Origin of the sequence: Streptomyces sp. NPDC002730, assembly GCF_042888805.1 — a bacterium.
In the GTDB taxonomy this organism is placed as follows: Bacteria; Actinomycetota; Actinomycetes; order Streptomycetales; family Streptomycetaceae; genus Streptomyces.
This window is the reverse complement of the sequence record NZ_JBIAQG010000004.1, coordinates 226,202-244,842: the sequence shown is the minus strand read 5'-3', so window position 1 is coordinate 244,842 and position 18,641 is coordinate 226,202. Positions and strand designations below refer to the sequence as shown.

General features: G+C 68.6%; 18 protein-coding genes. 9 read left to right on the top strand and 9 right to left on the bottom strand.

Annotated features, from left to right (window positions below):
• Position 1 precedes the first annotated feature (1 nt).
• From ACFYXH_RS12285 to ACFYXH_RS12275, 3 genes are all read right to left on the bottom strand, one after another.
• Entirely contained in the window at positions 2–1,327 is a 1,326-nt protein-coding gene (locus ACFYXH_RS12285; protein ID WP_389562010.1) for an NAD(P)/FAD-dependent oxidoreductase, read from the bottom strand.
• Between the two features lie 116 nt (positions 1,328–1,443).
• On the bottom strand, positions 1,444–1,668 hold the full coding sequence (locus ACFYXH_RS12280; protein WP_389562009.1) for a DUF6458 family protein: 225 nt from the start codon (positions 1,666–1,668) through the stop codon (positions 1,444–1,446).
• 112 nt (positions 1,669–1,780) lie between these two features.
• Positions 1,781–2,299: an ATP-binding protein gene (locus ACFYXH_RS12275; protein WP_389562008.1), complete on the bottom strand. Its 519-nt coding sequence runs from the start codon at positions 2,297–2,299 to the stop codon at positions 1,781–1,783.
• A gap of 383 nt (positions 2,300–2,682) precedes the next feature.
• On the opposite strand from ACFYXH_RS12275, the gene ACFYXH_RS12270 reads away from it, so the two are divergent.
• A complete protein-coding gene (locus tag ACFYXH_RS12270; protein ID WP_389562007.1) occupies positions 2,683–3,060 on the top strand; it encodes an ANTAR domain-containing protein in 378 nt (125 codons plus the stop codon).
• A gap of 32 nt (positions 3,061–3,092) precedes the next feature.
• Here ACFYXH_RS12270 and ACFYXH_RS12265 read toward each other — a convergent pair whose 3' ends face one another.
• Positions 3,093–3,416: a plasmid stabilization protein gene (locus ACFYXH_RS12265; RefSeq protein WP_389562006.1), complete on the bottom strand. Its 324-nt coding sequence runs from the start codon at positions 3,414–3,416 to the stop codon at positions 3,093–3,095.
• 235 nt (positions 3,417–3,651) lie between these two features.
• Here ACFYXH_RS12265 and ACFYXH_RS12260 point away from each other — a divergent pair, with 235 nt between their 5' ends.
• Positions 3,652–5,946, top strand: a complete 2,295-nt coding sequence (locus ACFYXH_RS12260) for a SpoIIE family protein phosphatase (RefSeq protein WP_389562242.1) — start codon at positions 3,652–3,654, stop codon at positions 5,944–5,946.
• A gap of 36 nt (positions 5,947–5,982) precedes the next feature.
• On the opposite strand, the gene ACFYXH_RS12255 is transcribed toward ACFYXH_RS12260, so the two are convergent.
• Positions 5,983–8,922: a HAMP domain-containing protein gene (locus ACFYXH_RS12255; RefSeq protein WP_389562005.1), complete on the bottom strand. Its 2,940-nt coding sequence runs from the start codon at positions 8,920–8,922 to the stop codon at positions 5,983–5,985.
• Between the two features lie 184 nt (positions 8,923–9,106).
• Complete coding sequence (locus tag ACFYXH_RS12250) at positions 9,107–9,442, bottom strand: ATP-binding protein (protein WP_389562004.1); 336 nt, start codon at positions 9,440–9,442, stop codon at positions 9,107–9,109.
• Positions 9,443–9,657: 215 nt separating this feature from the next.
• Here ACFYXH_RS12250 and ACFYXH_RS12245 point away from each other — a divergent pair, with 215 nt between their 5' ends.
• Positions 9,658–10,593, top strand: coding sequence for an RNA polymerase sigma factor SigF (locus ACFYXH_RS12245; protein ID WP_389562003.1), 936 nt, complete (start codon positions 9,658–9,660; stop codon positions 10,591–10,593).
• Here ACFYXH_RS12245 and ACFYXH_RS12240 read toward each other — a convergent pair.
• The 3 genes from ACFYXH_RS12240 to ACFYXH_RS12230 form a co-directional block, all read right to left on the bottom strand.
• The gene (locus ACFYXH_RS12240) at positions 10,577–11,056 is read right to left on the bottom strand and encodes an ATP-binding protein (RefSeq protein WP_389562002.1); all 480 of its coding nucleotides are present in this window, start codon (positions 11,054–11,056) and stop codon (positions 10,577–10,579) included. The genes ACFYXH_RS12245 and ACFYXH_RS12240 overlap by 17 nt on opposite strands.
• Before the next feature lie 11 nt (positions 11,057–11,067).
• A complete protein-coding gene (locus tag ACFYXH_RS12235; RefSeq protein WP_389562001.1) occupies positions 11,068–11,466 on the bottom strand; it encodes an STAS domain-containing protein in 399 nt (132 codons plus the stop codon).
• A 257-nt stretch (positions 11,467–11,723) separates the two neighbouring features.
• Positions 11,724–11,972, bottom strand: coding sequence for a DUF5133 domain-containing protein (locus tag ACFYXH_RS12230; RefSeq protein WP_389562000.1), 249 nt, complete (start codon positions 11,970–11,972; stop codon positions 11,724–11,726).
• Between the two features lie 248 nt (positions 11,973–12,220).
• Here ACFYXH_RS12230 and ACFYXH_RS12225 point away from each other — a divergent pair, with 248 nt between their 5' ends.
• The 6 genes from ACFYXH_RS12225 to ACFYXH_RS12200 all read left to right on the top strand — a co-directional run bounded on the left by ACFYXH_RS12225 (position 12,221) and on the right by ACFYXH_RS12200 (position 18,596).
• The gene (locus tag ACFYXH_RS12225; protein WP_389561999.1) at positions 12,221–12,391 is read left to right on the top strand and encodes a hypothetical protein; all 171 of its coding nucleotides are present in this window, start codon (positions 12,221–12,223) and stop codon (positions 12,389–12,391) included.
• A gap of 55 nt (positions 12,392–12,446) precedes the next feature.
• Complete coding sequence (locus ACFYXH_RS12220; RefSeq protein WP_385301003.1) at positions 12,447–12,863, top strand: VOC family protein; 417 nt, start codon at positions 12,447–12,449, stop codon at positions 12,861–12,863.
• Between the two features lie 359 nt (positions 12,864–13,222).
• Positions 13,223–15,277 (top strand): phosphocholine-specific phospholipase C, encoded by a 2,055-nt coding sequence (locus ACFYXH_RS12215; protein ID WP_389561998.1) that lies wholly within the window; start codon positions 13,223–13,225, stop codon positions 15,275–15,277.
• Between the two features lie 148 nt (positions 15,278–15,425).
• Positions 15,426–16,730 carry an LCP family protein gene (locus tag ACFYXH_RS12210; RefSeq protein WP_389561997.1) on the top strand — a complete coding sequence of 435 codons (1,305 nt, stop codon included), beginning with the start codon at positions 15,426–15,428 and terminating at the stop codon, positions 16,728–16,730.
• Positions 16,731–16,950: 220 nt separating this feature from the next.
• A complete protein-coding gene (locus ACFYXH_RS12205) occupies positions 16,951–17,730 on the top strand; it encodes a hypothetical protein (RefSeq protein WP_389561996.1) in 780 nt (259 codons plus the stop codon).
• Positions 17,731–17,795: 65 nt separating this feature from the next.
• Positions 17,796–18,596, top strand: a complete 801-nt coding sequence (locus ACFYXH_RS12200; protein ID WP_389561995.1) for a neocarzinostatin apoprotein domain-containing protein — start codon at positions 17,796–17,798, stop codon at positions 18,594–18,596.
• Positions 18,597–18,641: the final 45 nt, after the last annotated feature.

Below are 18,641 nucleotides of genomic sequence, written 5' to 3'. Positions count from 1 at the left end.
CTCACTGCTCCTTGGGAGGGGCTCCCACGAGCCGGGGGACTTCCGGCGAGGCGCTGTCCAGAGGAACCTGCGGGGAGCGGACGAGGCCCAGCTGGACGCTCTGGCGCGGTAGCACTGCGTCCAGCAGCCAGTCGGCGGTGACGCGTACCCGGTTCCCCGGCATGGCGGCCAGGTGGTAGCCGCGGGTGACGGCGCCCGCGATCGGTCCCGACAGCGGGACGCCCAGCGGATTCGCGGCGGCCTGGATCCCGCCGAGGTCCACGGCGAAGCCCAGATCGTGGTGTTCATAGCTGCGCTGCTCGCCGTGGCCGAGAGTGGCGGCGATATTGAGTCCGGCCAGCTTTCCCTGCCGGGAGGCGTGCTGGGCCGTCATCGCCGTGTACTCCCCCGGCCGTGTCCGATCGGGTACTGCCGCCGCGTCGCCGCATGCGAAGACCTCGGGATAGCCGGGTACGTTCAGCCGGGAGTCGACGACGAGACGGCCGCGCTCGAGGGGCAGTCCGACCTCGGAAACAAGCGGGTCGGGACGTACGCCCACGCACCAGACCAGCGTCCTCGTGTCGATGAACTCCCCGTCGTCCAGCAGGACTCCTGCCTGGGTGGCCTCCTTGACGGAGGTCCCGGTGCGCACCTCGACGCCGCGACGGCGCAGTACCCGGTCGGCCGTCGAGGACAGCCTGCGGTCCAGCCCGGGCAGCACCCGGTCCGCGACGTCCAGCAGCAGCCAGCGCGCCCGGCCGTGGTGTTTCCCGGTGCGCTGCCTACGTGTCAGTGCGTCCGTGAACAGTTTTCCCTGGGCGGCGACTTCGGTGCCGGTGTAGCCGGCGCCGACGACCACAAAGGTGCGGCGGGAGGCGCTCTCCTCGGCGGTCGCGGCACCGGCGGCCATCTCGATCTGTCGGGTGATGTGGTCGCGCAGATACAGCGCCTCCGGCAGACCGCGGAAGCCGTGCGCGTGGTCGGCGATCCCGGGCACGGGAAGCAGCTTGTTGACGCTGCCCACGGCGAGTACGAGGCGGTCGTACGCAAGCGCGCCGGAACCGCCTTCGGGATCGGCGTAGTGAACCCGCCGGTCCGCCAGGTCGACCCCGGTGGCCTCGCCGAGCACCAGACGTACCCGCGGCAGGGCATCGGGGACCGAGACTGTCACCCGGCGGGGTTCCAGGATCCCCGCTGCGACCTGCGGCAGCAGCGGCAGATAGAGGAAGTAGTCGGTGGGGTTGAGCAGGACGATCTCCGCCCGGTCCCGGACGGTCCGGGACAGCGCGCGAGCGGCCTGGAAACCGGCGAAACCGGCTCCGACGACAACGACACGGGAACGACTCACAATCGACTCCGGTGCAGGAGAGGGTGTGGTGCGGGAGAGGACGTAGTGCTGGAGGGGGTGTGGTGCGGCAAGCGGCCCGGCGGGTGCCCCTGGGGCACCGCGCCAAACCGGCACCGTCACTCGTAGCGGCGACCTCGCTCTTCATCGACCACCGGGGTTGCCGGCGGCACGACGACGCGACGACGTTTGGCGATGCTGGTGAACGTCACGACGCCGATGATGCCGACGACCATCAGAATCAGGCCGACCACGTCGAGGTTGGCACCCTGCACGTTCCAGTCGGTGGCGAACGTGAGAATCGCCCCTGCGGCAATGAGGATGATGCACCCACCGAGACCCATGTGACTCACCTTCCGGTTTCGAACTGCTGGTCGCGGCCGAGTACCCGCGCCGGGACCAGCCATGCGTCTACGAGCCTCATGCATCGCGGCATCGGTCATTCAGAGCTGTGCTTCAGACGCGCGCGGCCACAGCAGGTTCGCTGCCGGCCGGGACACCGCTCCTCGCAACCGGCGAGCTCGAAGACAGCGGCCTGAACTCGCGCAACAGCGGCATCGGTGCAGACGGCTTCGCAGCCACGCGTTGCGCTGCCTTCGCACGCCTGCTGAACCAGATGACCTTGCCCGTGGCGGTGCCGCATGTCCCCCAGCTGTCACTGAGGACGGCAACTGTGGCCAGTCCGCCCTTCGACGGGGAGGAACTGTGGATCCGGGGCATCCGGCGGTCCTTGTCGGCCACGGACGCGATCACGTGCCTCCCGGTCCAACGCAGCTCCACGACACACGTCTTGTCGCCTGGCACGTGCTGTACGACGTTGCCGACGAGCTCGTCGACGGCACGACAGACGGGCACGATATGGGGCTCGAGGCTCCAGTACCGAAGGTGGGCTGCGAGAATGCGCCGGATCTGCGGGATCCGCTCGGGTGATGCCGACACTTCGATGCTGTAGCGGCAGGCGACCGGAACGTTCATGACCGTGGCTCCTCACCGCGACGGCTTCACCCATTCGCATGCGGAACCCCGAGTGCGAAGAGTGAGCCTTTGTCGCTTCTGGGTCACTATCAGACTGCACCCGGAATACCGCAAACCGCAACGCGCGGGGACAATCAGCCACCACGGCACAGGTCGGCGCCGGCAGCTGATGAGCCCAACTGGACCGGCGCCTCCGCTCCCTCGTACGCAGGGAACGTCCAGATCCAGTACCGCGATCACGGCACTCGAAACGCCGCACAGCGGAGTTTCAACTTCGGCCAGGAAACCTGCGGGCACGTGTCCTGCCCGGTACTCGGGGCAACAGCGTGAGGGAGGCGTAGGGCGTGCCAACCGGCCCGGTGAGCCGGAAAGGGAGCAGGAGCATGACGCGGATGGACAACACCGGATCGGCCCTCGAGAGAAGCTCTGCCGCGGCGTGGGTGGCCGCGGACGAGACGCAGTACCGCGTCGTCGGCGCGGAACTCGAAGCGCAGGCACTGCGGGAGGAGGTGGCCGGGCTGCGCCACGCGCTCAGCACGCACCCGGTGATCGACATGGCGCGCGGGGTCATCATGGCGACCGCCTCATGCACGCCGGACCAGGCCTGGCAAGTGCTGGTGAATGTCTCCCAGCACACGAACATCAAGCTCCGCGAGATCGCGCAGCAGATCGTGGACAGCGTCGAAGGACCGCCGCCCGCCAAACCGGTCCGGGCCGCACTGAGCTCCGCGCTCGCGGCCCTGCCCGACCGCGGTCGGTGAGGTCGGGGCGTGCGCCGCACCCCCGAGGCCCTTCAACTCCCGAGTGAGCGCTTCAGCTCCGCCTTGTTCATCGAGGACCTGCCATGGATATTGCGGCGCTGCGCCTCGGCGTACAGCTGGTCGTAGGTCGGCCCTTCGGATCCGCTGTGGGAGGGCTTGCCGCCACGCCGGGACGAAGACATGTCCTGCGTGGAACTCTTGCTCGCCGTCCTGGACTCGCCCGAGCGGGCACGTTCCTTGTTGACCGTCCTGGCAGCGATCTCCTCCGCGCGCTTCTTGCTCTCGCCGCGCTCCTCAGCGCTCTCCTTGATGTGTTCGTACTGCCGTTCCCGCTTGGGACTTGAACCGCGAGGCATGACAACTCCTGTCTGAGACTGTTGCCCGCAACTGTTCGGAGGTTTTCCCCACTACCCTGTGCCGCGCCGTATACCACCGCAATCCGGGTACCGACCGGCGCGACCTTCGGCGCAGCAGGAAGCAGCGGGAAGGCCGGGCACGGACATCTGCCGTGCAAGGAATGCCCGCGTAGAATCCAGATCGGGCGCGATCAACACTTCGCGTTGTCTGCTCGGAATGGGAGTAGTCGTGACCATGCCTGCGCAGGAGCCTCCGGCTTCAGGCGGCGGGCACGAAGAGCTGTCCGCAGCGGTCGTCAGCCTGACCGCCGAGAACGTCACTCTCCGCGAGCGACTCACGCGACGGCACCTGATCGACCTGGCCACCGGGATCCTGGTGACCCAGCTGGAGGCATCGCCCGCCGAGGCGGCCGAACACCTCGTACTGCTCGCCGAGGCAACCGGCCTGAGCACCGAAGATCTCGCCGCGGACATCGTGAACAGCGCGGCGGGAACCATCGCCATCACGTCACCCACTCCGCCCGTCGGTGACGAGGGCGCCGTTGCCGAGGCCCGCCGGATACGCCGTGTCGCCACCGCAGCAGAGGCGAACGACACCGTCAGCGAGGCCGCGGCCACCCTGCTGCAGGGCGGCATGAGCCCGCTCGGGGTGGAGAGCCTCTGGTTGTGGCGGCTCACAGAATCCGACTGTCTCCGCCTCGCCGGACACGCCGGGGTGAGCGCCGGGGAAGCAACGCGGTGGCAGTGGATCCCGCCGGCGGCCCCGGCGCCGTTCCAGCAGGTGGTCACCGAAGGTTCCCCGGTCTGGCTGGCCTCCGGGCCCCCGCCGGATGTGGCGCTGCCGGGCCCCGGCCCCGAAGCTGCCCGCGCCCTCCTCCCACTGCGGCTGAGAGGCTCGACCGTAGGGCTGGCTCTCGCCGTCTGGCCGGGCCGCGCGGATCTTGACGAAAGCGTCCGGCGGGCGCTCACCGATGTGATCGAAGTGGCGGCGAGGGTCCTCAACGCCACGGACGCCGAACCGTCCCAGTCGCCGCTCCTCGACGACCTGGTCGACGCGCTGGCCCATCCCGCGATGACCTTGCGCCGCGATCCGGCCACCTCGAATCTGTCGGTGGAACACCTCAACGGGCCGGCGTCCGAAGCTCTCGGCGGGACACACCAGACGGGGCAGCCCCTCGAAGTCGCGCTCCCCCGGCACCATTCCGATCTCGCGCTGCTCTCCCGGCGCGCGCACTCCGGCACCTCCCTTCAGCGCGCGGCCAGGCTGCCACCGGAGCACGGCGCGGGCTCCCCCGCGCCTCTTCTCGACGTACGGGTCCTGCCGGTCGGCGCCGAACGCACCGTCGTGCTGTGGCACACCAGCAGCGACCGGCGGTTGTCCGCCACCCGCGCGGTGGGCCAGCTGCAGGGCGTCGCGCCGTTCGAGGACGATCTCACCAGGGGCACGTCGAAGTGGAGTGACCAGGCGTACGGAATTCTCGGCATCGACCGGGAGTCGGAACCGATCCCTCTCACAGCCCTGCGGCTCCGCGTGCACCCGGAGGATCGCGACGATCTGACCGAACTCCTGATGACGCTGACCGAGCGGCGGAAGGGCGCGGTCGCGGTCGTCCGCGTCATCCGTGACGACGGCGGAATGCGACATGTACGCATCGCCGCAGAGCCCCTCATGGGTGAGGGCGCCCTCACCGGAATCACCGGAATCACCGGAATCACCGGCGTCTACCAGGACGTCTCCACGGGATTCCACACGGAGGTCGCCCTCACCGCCACGTTCGACCAGCTCACCGCCGTACAGGCGCAGGCAGCCCTCCGGCACCGGCTGGTTCTCCAGCTCCAGCAGGCGATCGTCCCCGAGATGCCCGCCCTTCAGCGACTGCCCGGGCTGCAGGCCACGGCCCGCTACCGGCCCGCGGCCCAGGAGTACCGCGTGGGCGGTGACTGGTACGACGTCATCCCGCTGCCCAGCGGCAAGGTGCTGGTGGCGGTCGGCGACATAGCGGGGCACGGTATCGACGCCGCCACCGGAATGGTCGCCCTGCGGAACGCGCTGCGGGGACTGGCCTTCACCGGGCACACCCCTGGACGGCTGATGGAATGGCTGAACGACGTCACAGTGAACACGCAGGGCCACCCGACCGCCACCGCGGTCTGTGCACTCTACGACCCGGCCGACCGGACCCTGTGCTGGGCGAGCGCCGGGCATCTGCCGCTCCTGCTGATACGTGACGGCAGAGCGCGGCTGCTCGATCCGCCACGGGACATCCTGCTGGGGGCCGTGCCGTCCTTCGTCTACCAGGAGAGGACCACCCGACTACTCCCGGGCGACACACTGCTGCTGTACACGGACGGACTCATCGAGCGCCGCCACGACGGACTGGACGAGGGCCTGGCCACACTCCTGCGGGCGGCGGAGAAACTGAGCTCCCTTGAGGTCGAGGAACAGGCCGACCGGCTGCTGAGCGGCGCCACGGGTGACACGGACGACGACACAAGCCTTATCGCGGTCCGCGTCTGCCCAGAACGCTGACGAGCCGGTGCCGGGCAGCGCGCCACCCGTCCCCGTTCAGCCGTCGCGCGCCAGCCACATACGGATTCTCGCCATCAGATCGTCCGCGTCCACCGGTTTGGCCACATAGTCATTGGCTCCGGCGGCCAGAGCCTTGGCACGGTCCCCCGGCATGGCCTTGGCGGTGACCGCGATGATCGGCACATCGGCGAAGCGGGGCATTTCCCTGATCGCCGCCATGGTGGCGGTGCCGTCCATACCGGCCATCATCACGTCCATCACAACGAGATCCACCTCGTCGTGCGCCATGAGCAGATCGATCCCCGCTCTGCCGTTGTCCGCCTGAAGCACCAGCATCCCCTCGCGTTCCAGGACCTGAGTCAGCGCGAAGATGTTCCGGGTGTCGTCGTCCACCACCAACACCGTGTGCCCGGTGGCTGGTTCGCCCCCGCGAGGCACGCCTTCCGCGGACTCCTCAGTACCGTCGTGCGACTGCTGCTGGAGCGCCGGGGCGCGCGCGGGCAGGTAGAGCGTGAAGGAGCTGCCCCGGCCCACAGCGCTCTCCGCGACGATGGCACCGCCGAGGAGCTGAGCCACCTCCCGGCTGATGGAAAGCCCGAGCCCGGTGCCGCCGTAACGGCGCGATGTGGTCCCGTCGCCCTGCTGAAAAGCTCCGAACACGCTCTGCAGACGGTCGGCCGGGATGCCGATTCCGGTGTCGGAGACACGGAAGGCGACAATCGGACCGCGGTCGTGCAGGGCAGGAGGCAGCTCGTCGCCGGCGGCGTGCTGGACGCGGAGTTCGACGCGGCCCTGCTCGGTGAACTTCAGCGCGTTGGAGACGAGATTGCGCAGCACCTGCCGGAGCCGGGACTCGTCGGTGATGAGTTCGTCGGGGAGCCCCGGCGTGGCGATCACACGGAACTCCAGCTCGCGTTCGCTCGCCACCGGGCGGAAAGTCGCCTCGACGTACTCCAGGAGCTGGTGCAGCGCGAAAGGCTCGGCGTGGATGTCCATCTTTCCGGCTTCGACCTTCGACAGGTCCAGGATGTCGTTGATCAGCTGGAGCAGGTCGGACCCCGCGGAGTGGATCACCTCGGCGTAGTCGACCTGTTTCTGCGTCAGGTTGCCCTCGATGTTCTGGGCGAGCAACTGGGCAAGGATCAGCAGGCTGTTCAGCGGCGTACGCAGTTCGTGGCTCATATTGGCCAGGAACTCGGACTTGTACATCGAGGTACGGGAGAGCTGCTGGGCGCGGGCCTCCAGCTCCTGGCGGGCCTGCTCGATCTCCAGGTTCTTGCGCTCGATGTCCCGGTTGCGGTCCGCCAGCAGCACCGCCTTCTCCTGGAGTTCGGCGTTGGAACGCTGCAGCTCCTCCTGACGTGCCTGCAACTCCCGGGAACGGGTGCTGAGTTCTGCCGTCAGCCGCTGCGACTGGTCCAGGAGTTCGTCCGTACGCACATTGGCGATCAGCGAGCTGACGTTCACGCCGACCGTCTCGATGAACTGGTCGATGAAGTCCCGGTGGATTGCGGTCAGCGGGCGCAGGGCCGCCAGTTCGATGACGCCGAGCACCTGCTCCTCCACGACGATCGGCAGCACGATCAAGTTGCTGGGATCCATGCGGCCGGTGCCGGACACGATGGTCGCGTAGCCGGGCGGCAAGTCGTCCACAGTGATGGTGTGGCGGCTCCGTGCGGCCTGGCCGACCAGCGACTGTCCCAGCCGGAAACGGCGCGGTTCTGCGGCCGGGTCGTCGGGCGCGCCGTAGGCGGCGATCATGACCAGCTCTGTTCCGCGGCCCTCGTCCCCGGCCAGGAAGAAGCCGCCGTACTGGGCGGAGACGAGCGGGGGCACCTCCGTCATGATCAGCTCGGCGACCGCGGAGAGGCTTCGGGTGCCCTGCATGAGGCTCGATATACGGGCCAGATGGGTCTTGAGCCAGTCCTGTTCCTCATTGGCCCGAACCGTCGCGCGCAGCGACTCCACCATCGCGTTGATGTTGTCCTTGAGATCTCCGACCTCGCCGGGAGCCTCCACCGTGATGGACCGGGTGAGATCGCCTTCCGCGACCGCGCTGGTCACTTTGGCGATGGCACGCACCTGGCGGGTCAGATTGCCGGCCAGTTCGTTGACGTTCTCGGTGAGCCGCTTCCAGGTGCCGGAAACGCCCTCCACCTCGGCCTGGCCGCCCAGCCGCCCCTCGCTGCCGACCTCGCGGGCCACCCGTGTGACTTCGGCGGCGAAGGAGGACAGCTGGTCGACCATGGTGTTGATCGTGGTCTTGAGTTCCAGGATCTCACCGCGCGCGTCGACATCGATCTTGCGCGTCAGGTCGCCACCGGCGACGGCCGTGGTGACCTGGGCGATGTTGCGGACCTGGTTGGTGAGATTGGTCGCCATGGAGTTGACGTTGTCGGTCAGATCCTTCCAGGTGCCCGACACTCCTCGGACGGTGGCCTGACCGCCGAGCTTTCCGTCCGTTCCCACCTCGCGGGCGACCCGGCTGACCTCCTCGGCGAACGAGGACAGCCGGTCCACCATCGTGTTGATGGTCTCCTTGAGCTCCAGGATCTCCCCGCGCGCGTCCACCCTGATCTTCTGGGTGAGGTCGCCGCGGGCCACGGCCGTAGCGACCTGGGCGATGGACCGGACCTGGGACGTCAGGTTGTCCGCCATGGTGTTGACGCCGGTGGTGAGCTCCTGCCACACGCCGCTCACTCGCGGTTCCTGCGCGTGACCGCCGAGCAGGCCCTGTCCGCCGACCTCCCGGGCGACCCGGGTGACCTCGGAGGTGACCACCGACAGCTGGTCCACCATGCCGTTGTAGATGGTCGCGATCTCGCCGAGCAGCCCTTCGGCGTCGGGAAGACGGGCAGAGAGGTCGCCGTCCCGTACGGCCGTGAGCCCGGCCAGCAGTTTCCTCAGCCCTTCCTCGCTCAGCTCTGCGGGCAGCCGGACCTGATGGGGATCAGGCGTGTGGGCAGGCACATCCATCGCTGACCTCGCGCTGTCGTGACTCGCGGCGCCGTGCTGCGAGAACCCGCAGCGTGGCGGCCTCAACGGCTCTTCCCACTGTGGCATGCGGTATCGGTCCGGACACCCGGGCGGGACGCAGGCATCACCCGTCAAACAGGCATCGCCCGGTCCTCAGGACGGCCCCTCGCTCGGGACGGCCCGGTCATTCGGGGACGGCCACCACGAACCAGACCGCCTTGCCCGTTCCGCGCGGCACCCATCCCCAGCCGGCGGACAGCCGCTCGAGCAGATAGAGGCCGTGCCCCGAGGACCGGGCCGCGCGATGCGGGCCATGAGGCCGCGGCCGTACTGGACTGGTGTCGCTGACCTGGACCCACAGACGCCCGGGGGACCGGTCGAGCCTCAGCTCGCACGGGGTCCCACCATGCAGGGACGAATTGGTGACGACCTCGGATACGAGCAGCAGCACGTCGCCTCTTACGACGTTCCCGGCCTGGCCGGAGAGGCTGAACCACTCGTCGAGCACCTGCCGCGTCAAGTCTCGGCACTGGCCCACCACACCTGGGCCGCCCTTCAGAGAAAAGCGGCGGCTGTACGTCACTCTCCGCTCTTTCTGCGCCCGCTCCATATCATGCCGGTGCCCCGTAAATCGACATCAAAGCATCAGAAGTGGGCATCTTTAAGGCAGGAAGCTCGTACGACGGTCCCGCTGTGCCCGACAGCGCCGACCTCCGCCCCGTCGAAGGAGCCTCATTGTCCAGCGGGATTCATACCGCCTCCAGCGGGATTCGTACTGACCAGATCGCCGCGGCTGCCGCGCCGCCGCCACCGGGGCACGAGGTGCGCCGTACCGCGCTGGACGGCCTGCCGGAGATCACCGATCCCTTGTCGGTCAGCCCTGTGGACGCACGGACTTTGTCAACGTCGTTGTTCAAGCGTCTGGACGCGCTCGACGAGGGCACTCCGGAGTACTCATACGTCCGCAACACGCTGGTCGAGCTCAATCTGAGTCTGGTGAAATTCGCCGCGCAGCGGTTCCGCAACCGGGCCGAGCCCATGGAGGACATCGTCCAGGTCGGGACGATCGGTCTCATCAAGGCGATCAACCGATTCGACGTGGACCGGGGAGTGGAATTCGCCAGCTTCGCTCTTCCGACCATTGTCGGCGAGATCAAGCGGTCCTTCCGGGACACCAGCTGGGCCGTCCAGGTACCGCGCAGGCTCCAGGAGCTGCGGATCGACCTGGCCAAGGCTCGGGACGCCATGGAGCAGCACCTGGGACGCCTGCCGACCGCGCCCGAGCTGGCCGAACGCCTCGGCATCACCGAGGCCGAGGTGGTCGAGGGCGAACAGGCGGCCAATGGGTACGTGGCGCGATCCCTGGACTGGCCGCTCGACGACGACGAAGGTTCTCCCAACGCGGTCACCCGCACTCTTGGCGAGGAAGACCCGGCGTTCGACATCGTGGAGTCCGTGGAATCCCTCAAGCCGCTGATCGCCGGCCTCGGGGACAGGGACCGTCTCATACTGTCGCTGCGCTTCGGCGAGGAACTCACGCAGTCCGAGATCGGGGCCCGTCTGGGCCTCTCCCAGATGCATGTCTCGCGGCTGCTGGCGCGCATATGCTCCACGCTTCGTACCGCGCTGCTGGACGATGCGCAGCCCAGAGCCGCTAGCGGTTCCGGGTAGGACGAGCCCGCTCGGCGCCTGAGGGAGAGCCGACCTCGAGCCAGACGACCTTGCCGTCGCCCCGCGGGGCCCAGCCCCAACTCCGCGCGAGCCGCTCCAGCACGATCAGACCGTGGCCGCCGGGCTGCGCGGCGTCTTGGGGCGGCCGGGGCCTCGGAGACTCCGGGCTGGCGTCGGCGACCTCGATCCGTAGCCGTTCGCCGTCGTGGATCAGCACCAGCTCCGTCGGGCCGCCGGCGTGCAGACAGGCGTTGGTGACCACCTCGGAGACGAGGAGCAGCACGTCCTCGACGAGTTCCGCCTCGTCCGCCTCCGGCTCCTCCTCCGCCGCCGCCTCGGCGGGGATCCATCCCCAGTCCTCCAGCGCTTCCCTGGTGAAGTCACGGCAGCGGCTCACCACCCCCTTGGTCCCGAACAGCGCCAGACGGCGGGTCTGCCCCTGTCCGCGGAGGCTCACGCCCATCGGCTCCTCCGCTACTTCGGCCGCTGGTCCGCCAGCGCCTCGTCGAGACTGGCGTACACCCGGAACACCGCGTGCGCGCCCGTGATGTCGAACATGCGCGCCACCGGCGGGCGCAGCGCGGCGAGCTCCAGGCGGCCACCCGCTTCGCTCGCGGCGAGCCGCGCACGCAGCAGCACATTCAGGCCGGTGGAGTCGCAGAACCGCAGGTCGGCGCAGTCGACCACAATCCGCTCGGCTCCGGCCTCCACGGCTTCCGCGAGTGCCTCACGCAGCGGATCGGCAGTGTCGTGATCGAGTTCGCCGGCGAGTACGAGTACGACGGCGTCGGCGTCCGCTCTCACTTCGACGCTGAGGCGCCCTCTGCCGGCGACACCCTCCCGCTGTGGCTGCCCGGCGGCTCCCGACACCATGGGTCCTCCCGCCTCCTTGACGTACATCCGGTCAATTCGACTATTGCCCGACTGGGCCGACGCGGCCAGCCCGGCGAGGGGCGAGGGCGTGTTTTAGAAGTAACGCCGTCCGCCGCAGGGCGGGCCCTGCGGCGTCTGGTGCGTGCAATCGCAAGGCGGAGGATCGCCCTCGTACTGGACGTAGTTGGGTGACTCCGACAACATCGCGAGTGTGCGTGCCAGGGGTCGCGGGGCAGGCGGGACTTCTCAAACACGCCCTAGAACCGCCGGGGCGTGATGTGTCGATCCCCGGGCCGCTGATCCGGCCGTGCCTGCGCGATGTAGCGTTCCGCCGCGATGACGGCCTCGGCCGCCGTGCGCCTGCCCATCAGCACGCACAGCGTGTACACGGTGTCTTCGAAGCGGCTGCGGGCACGGGGGTCGTGCGGGGCGACAAGAACGCGGCGTTCCTGCGCCCGATAACGGGCCATCAGGCCGGCGATCACACCTGCATCCGGCATCAACATCAGTGCCCTCCTTGACTGAAAAGCACCAGCGGGAGTCGGGCCGCAAAGGCGGATGATCAGAGCGGGCTCCCGCTCGAAAGAGCGTCACCCGGCCGTTCATTCTCGCCCGGAGCATTCACACCCGCCATTCGTGTGATTACTTTCAGCAATCAAGGGGCTGCTGCACCGTTCACTCAGCATGATCGGCGTCCTTGCGGGCAGGAGCGCCACGTCTGTTCACCGCCCGACACGGAAAGAGATCCCGACGCGTGTCCTCCCACTCCCCTACCCCGGGTTCGCCGATCTACGACCAGATGGTTCGCGAGCGCGGCGACGTTCTCGCCGAAGCCCGAACCATCGCCGCGCTGGCCCATCAGTACGCGGACCAAGCACTGCGGCAGAGTGTCCCGGTACAGCAGGACCCCGTCGAGCGGCGCTGAACGCCCCCGAAATGAACGCTGTGTGCTCTTGAAGGCGACGGGTACCCGGCACCGTATGACGGTCGAAAAAACGAGTGTCCTCGTCCTGGACTGTGCCGAGCCCACAGAACTGGCGGAGTTCTACGCCGGCCTGTTCCACGCAGAGCTGCGGATCGGGCGCGACCCCGACTTCGTGGAAGTCATCGGTCATAACGGCGTACATCTGGCGATTCGCAAGGATCACGGTTACGCGCCACCCAGCTGGCCGCGGCCCGAGGACTCCCAGCAGGCGCATCTGCGCATCCTGGTGGACCTCGGCGACATGGACGAAGCCGAACGCGAGGCAATCAGCCTCGGCGCCCGGCCGGTGGACACCAAGGACAACGGCGGCCCGCGCGACGTACGTGTCTATGCCGACCCGGCCGGGCACTCCTTCTCGCTGGCCGTGTCTCCGCGGGGCCGGAACGCCGGCTCTCGGCTGCCACGTCAGTGAGCGCTCCGTCGACTGAACATCCGCGCCCAACAGCGTTTCGCGGCGGACCACGGAGCCCGGCGGCGTGGTCCGCCTGTGTGAAGACGGACGATATGCGCAAGTCACCAGCCGCCCAAGGTAGTTGAGGAGTGTCTTCGAGTAGATCCCTCTGCGTACGCCGACCTTCCCGCTCCCGCGCCGCTCCTTTCCCTGGCCACGGCGCCATCAGACCTCAGCAGGCCCCAGCGCGGGCCCGGCTGCGCTGTTCGCGGCGCGTACCTCCTGCTTTCACACGGACGACACCGCCCCTTCCCTTCCAGTCGCTCCTCTTGGAAACTCCGCTCACTCCTGTTTCCTCACTTCAAGAGGTGCCCACTCTCATGCCTGAACTCAATCGGCGCCGCTTTCTCCAGATCGCCGGCGCGACCGCCGGCTTCGCGGCCCTGTCGAGCAGCATCGACCGCGCCGCCGCCATCCCCGCCAGCCGCCGCTCCGGCACCATCAAGGACGTCGACCACATCGTCGTGCTGATGCAGGAGAACCGTTCGTTCGACCACTACTTCGGCGCGCTGAAGGGCGTACGCGGATTCGGTGACCCGCGTCCCGTCACGCTGCCCGGCGGCAAGTCGGTCTGGCACCAGTCGGACGGCACCAAGGACGTGCTGCCCTACCACCCGGACGCCGAGGACCTCGGCATGCAGTTCATCGAGGGCCTCAACCATGACTGGCAGGGTGGCCACAAGGCCTGGAACCAGGGCAAGTACGACCAGTGGATTCCCGCCAAGTCCGCGGGGACGATGGCGTATCTGACGCGCGAGGACATCCCGTTCCACTACGCGCTCGCGGACAAGTTCACCGTGTGCGACGCGTACCACTGTTCGTTCATCGGAGCCACCGACCCCAACCGCTACTACATGTGGACCGGGCACACCGGCAACGACGGCAAGGGCGGCGGGCCCGTACTCGGCAACGACGAGGCCGGATACGACTGGACGACATACCCCGAGCGGCTGGAGCAGGCCGGGATCTCGTGGAAGATCTACCAGGACATCGGCGACGGCCTGGACGCGGGCGGCTCCTGGGGCTGGATCGAGGACGCCTACCGCGGCAACTACGGCGACAACTCCCTGCTGTACTTCAACAAGTACCGCAATGCCAAGCCCGGCGATCCGCTCCACGACAAGGCGCGCACCGGCACCAATGCGAAGAGCGGCGACGGCTACTTCGACATCCTCAAGGCCGATGTGAAGGCCGGGAAGCTCCCCCAGATCTCCTGGATCGCCGCGCCCGAGGCCTTCAGCGAGCACCCCAACTGGCCCGCCAACTACGGCGCCTGGTACATCTCGCAGGTGCTGGACGCGCTCACGTCCAACCCGGAGGTGTGGAGCAGGACCGCGCTGTTCATCACGTACGACGAGAACGACGGCTACTTCGACCACATCACCCCGCCCTACCCGCCGGCCTCCGCCGCCCAGGGCCTGTCCACCGTGGACGCCAAGCTCGACCAGTTCGGCGGAAACAGCACCTACGCCGCCGGACCCTACGGCCTCGGCCAGCGTGTGCCCATGCTCGTCGTATCGCCCTGGAGCACCGGCGGCTACGTGTGCTCGGAGGTCTTCGACCACACCTCGATCATCCGGTTCATGGAACGCCGATTCGGTGTTGGCGAGCCGAACATCTCGCCGTGGCGGCGCGCCGTCTGCGGCGACCTCGCCTCGGCCTTCGACTTCGGGCTCAAGGACACCACGCCCGCCTCGCTCCCGGACACCGACGGATACGAGCCGCCGGACCGCGAGCGGCACCCCAGCTATGTGCCGAAGCCGCCTGCCAACCCGGTCCTGCCCAAGCAGGAGCGGGGTTCGAGGCCCGCGCGCCCGCTGCAGTACGCACCGCTGGTGGACGGGGCCGCGACGCCGGCGACCGGGCGCTTCACGCTCACCTTCAGCGGCGGCGCAACGGCGGGAGCGTGCTTCTCCGTCACGTCGGCGAACCGCACCGACGGACCGTGGACCTACACCGCCGAAGCCGGCAAGAAGATCTCCGACACCTGGAACACGGCCTACTCGAAGGATGTGTACGACCTCTCGGTGTTCGGCCCGAACGGCTTCCTGCGCACTTTCAGGGGCCCGGGCAAAACCGCAGGCCCCGAGGTGACGGCCCGCCATGTCCCGGGCGGCTGCATCGAGCTGACGATGACCAATGCGGGCACCGTCGACTGCCACCTGAAGGTCACCAATGCGTACGGCGGAAAGCGCGAGACGTTCACCGTGCGCAAGGGCGGACGCGTGGTGCACACGGTGGACCTGCGTGCGAGTAAGCGCTGGTACGACCTGACCGTGGTGTCCGACAAGGACGGCACATTCCTGCGCCGGTTCGCCGGACACGTCGAGAACGGTCAGCCCGGCGTGAGCGACCCGGCCATCATCACCGTCTGACCTGCCGGCCGGCTACGGCCGCCCGCCGAACCCGTGGGCGGCCGTCGTCCGACACCTCGATACGGACTCGCCGCGAAATGCACGACTTGGCCCAGAATTCGTGATTTCGTCATTGAATTGGCCGATACCCTTGTCGTAGGAGTCCTCTGTGCGCAGTTTCGCCGTCTCGGCAGTTGTGGTCGCCGCGCTCGCTTCGGGTAGTTCCATCTGGGCGGCGAACAGCCCTGGCGGGCCTTCCCAGGTCACGCAGCAGGCCAACGGCACCAACATCCTTGTCGTCGGAATCGACCGGCGTACCGGCATTTCCGCCACGGACCGGAACCGCCTGCACGTCAACGGCCGGGAGTGCAACTGCACAGACGTGATGATGCTCGTGCACCTTGCCGAGAACGGACGGCGGATGAGCGTGGTCTCCATCCCCCGCGACTCCTATGTGGAATTCGCCGAACACGCACACCCCCGCCACTCCGGGAAGATCAATGGCGCCTTTGCGCACGGCGGTGGAGATCTGGCCGTACGGACCGTGGAGCAGGCGACCGGCCTACGGATCGATCACTATCTGGAAACGGGCTTCAAAGGCTTTGCCGACACCGTGGACCGCCTCGGCGGAGCGAGGGTGTGCACGGACCAGCCTCTGACAGACCTCAATTCGGGGCTGCAACTGGCTGCGGGCACGCACCAGCTGAATGGCAAACGCGCCCTGCGCTACGTACGCGCCCGGCATGTCTCCCCGCCGGGTGATCTGGGCCGGGTCCGCCGCCAGCAGCGCGTACTCATCGAGATGATGTCCCGGCTGAGGGACGGAGGAGCCTTTACCGACCCGGCTGCCGCGGCCCGCACGGCCCGCACGCTGCTGAAGTCCGTACGCACCGACGCGGACACCGGCCTCAGTGACCTCATCGGCCTGGGCTGGGTGGTGGGCCGGCTGAACGCACAGCAGACGGAGTTCGCGACCGTGCCCATTTCGGACTTCGACCACCGCGTGCCGCAGTGGGGCTCCACACTTCTGTGGCACAAGGAACGCTCCGCCGCACTGTGGGCGGCCCTGCGTGCGGACCGGTCGATCATCAACGACTCGCGCATCCAGCCCACCAAGGACGTCCCGGTCGAGTTCCCGCCGTCCACCATTCGGCTTCGCGTCACCGATCCCGAGGTCGCCCAGTCGCTTCGCGCGAATGGGTTCGCGGTGGAGGGCAGCTCGGGTCGGCCTGGTGCGCCACGGCCGCAGGGCCCGACCGTCATCACCTACGACCCGTACTGGGCCCGCTTCGCGCCCACCCTCGCCGCCGCGCTCCCCGGCGCCCGGCTCGAGCCCCTCACCGGGCACGGCCAGGTCTTCGACGTCGCCGTCGGATCCGAGGCGGCCGCGGTCGTCAAGGTCGTCCATGACCGCAGCAGCGTCGAAGGCGCGCCGGCCTCCGGCGACCAGCTGCGGTGCGGGACGTCCGACTGAGGTGCTTGTCCCCCGGTCCGACTGAGGTGCTCGCCCCCAAGAGCTGGGCCGCCGCCGGGGGTTCCGGTCCGCTCGGTGACCGAATCGCGCCCTGGCCGGTCGGCCTGCCGACCACGGAGGATGCACGGGGCAGTCCTCACGGATTGCCCCGTGTTGATCCATGTGGCCGAGCAGAGGAAGTGGGGGGAAGTTACTCATGAAACGAAGACCGTTAAGGCCCGTGGTACCCCGTGTGATCGCGCTGGTCCTCGCGTGTACGGGCGGTTTGCCGGCACCATCCGGCGCCCAGGCCGCCTCCGTCTCCACCTCGTTGTGCAGGACGGACGACGCGGCCCGGGGGCTGGCGAGCAGCCCGGTGGCGGGCAGCCTGGTCCCGGTCTCCCGGGCGGACGGCCGGGTCGACCAGTTCCAGCTGTTCCATGACGCCACCGCGACGGGGGGCCTGCCGTTCGTCTGGCATCGGGAGCAGGCCGGCCCCGGGGCCGCGTACGGCTCCTGGGAGCGGGTGAGCGCCGCCACCGTCGGGCCGAAGAGCTACTACGTCACCGCGGCCGAGAACGCCGACGGCCGGGTGGAGCTGCTGTTCTCCGCCTACGGCCAGTTCTGCCACTCCGTGCAGGACGTCAACGACCTGGAGTGGACCGCGCCGGAGCCCTTCGGCCTGGCCCCCGGCCCGTACATGGGAGGGGTCGTCCTCTTCAAGGAGCGGGACGGCAGCCTCGACGCCTTGGCGTCGACCACGACGACCGGCCGCTCGATGGAGGTCCGTGCCCAGCAGAGCCCGGGGGACGTCTGGGGACCCGTGCAGTCGATGGGCAAGGTGCCCGAGGCGAATATCGGGCTCAGCCAGCCGAGCACGGTCACCGAACTCCCCGGCGGCCGACTGCATGTGACGGTCCATGAGTGGAACCGCGACACCCGGTTCTGGCAGGTCACTCAACTGGCTCCGCACGGAGCCTGGGGCCCCTGGCAGCCGTGTGTCACTCCGCGGTGCGCGTGATCACTGTTCTCGCAGAGGCTGGGAGGCCGACAGCAATGATGGCAATGACAGCAATAGGACGGACGGTGAAAGCACGCGCGGCGGCCCTGGGCGCAGGCCTGGGCTGCGGCGCACTGTTGCTCTCGCTGATGGGCGCCCAGCCGGGATGGGCCGAGTCCGCGCCTGTGGGACCCGCGCTGACGGTGGACCGGACGACGGGACTGCTCGATGGCGACATCGTCAACTTCCGCATCACCGGCGGGCCGCCGAAACAGTACGTGTGGGTCAAGGAATGCGGTCCCTCCGCGAGCGTGACCACATGCGACGACGACACCCGACGGCAGTTCCGGGTGCTGCCCGACGGGACGTACGACGTCTCGCCGAAGAAGCTCTACGCCCGGTTGAGCACCGAGTCCGGCGACGTGGACTGCCGCACCGTGGCTCGGACCAACCCGTGCTCGCTGGCGCTGACCGACAACGCGGGCGCGCTGCTGACGACGGTGCCACTGAGTTTCCGGCCGCACGGTCCTCTTGAGGCGGCGCCCACCCTGTGGGCCGACCCCAACCGGGACTTGCTCCACGGGCAGGTGGTGCATGTGACCGGTCGAGGATACGAGCCGCAGTACCACGTCTCCGTGCTGGAGTGCGTCACCGGCTCGACCAGTACCTTCGGCTGCCGCCCCGGCAGCCGGCCGCCGGGCACCACCGACCAGGGCCGTATGGACCGGGAAATCGCGGTGTCGGTGTCGTTCACGAGCATCGACGGCCGTACGGTCGACTGCCGCCCCAGGAACAGCTGTGAGCTGGTCGCCTTCGCCTCGCGGGTCCGGGGGCCCGAGACGGTACGGGCCAGGCTGCACTTCGACCCGGCTCAGCCGCTTCCCTAGTGCGCTGCGCACCGTGCGCCGGTCGCACGGTGCCGCGGCCCTGCG

Excerpts from the sequence above, each read along its gene's own strand:
- ACFYXH_RS12280 (WP_389562009.1), bottom strand. The coding sequence starts at position 1,668 with ATGGGTCTCGGTGGGTGCATCATCCTCATTGCCGCAGGGGCGATTCTC.
- ACFYXH_RS12275 (WP_389562008.1), bottom strand. The coding sequence starts at position 2,299 with ATGAACGTTCCGGTCGCCTGCCGCTACAGCATCGAAGTGTCGGCATCA.
- ACFYXH_RS12270 (WP_389562007.1), top strand. The coding sequence starts at position 2,683 with ATGACGCGGATGGACAACACCGGATCGGCCCTCGAGAGAAGCTCTGCC.
- ACFYXH_RS12265 (WP_389562006.1), bottom strand. The coding sequence starts at position 3,416 with ATGCCTCGCGGTTCAAGTCCCAAGCGGGAACGGCAGTACGAACACATC.
- ACFYXH_RS12260 (WP_389562242.1), top strand. The coding sequence starts at position 3,652 with ATGCCTGCGCAGGAGCCTCCGGCTTCAGGCGGCGGGCACGAAGAGCTG.
- ACFYXH_RS12255 (WP_389562005.1), bottom strand. The coding sequence starts at position 8,922 with ATGGATGTGCCTGCCCACACGCCTGATCCCCATCAGGTCCGGCTGCCC.
- ACFYXH_RS12240 (WP_389562002.1), bottom strand. The coding sequence starts at position 11,056 with ATGGGCGTGAGCCTCCGCGGACAGGGGCAGACCCGCCGTCTGGCGCTG.
- ACFYXH_RS12235 (WP_389562001.1), bottom strand. The coding sequence starts at position 11,466 with ATGGTGTCGGGAGCCGCCGGGCAGCCACAGCGGGAGGGTGTCGCCGGC.
- ACFYXH_RS12230 (WP_389562000.1), bottom strand. The coding sequence starts at position 11,972 with ATGTTGATGCCGGATGCAGGTGTGATCGCCGGCCTGATGGCCCGTTAT.
- ACFYXH_RS12220 (WP_385301003.1), top strand. The coding sequence starts at position 12,447 with ATGACGGTCGAAAAAACGAGTGTCCTCGTCCTGGACTGTGCCGAGCCC.
- ACFYXH_RS12215 (WP_389561998.1), top strand. The coding sequence starts at position 13,223 with ATGCCTGAACTCAATCGGCGCCGCTTTCTCCAGATCGCCGGCGCGACC.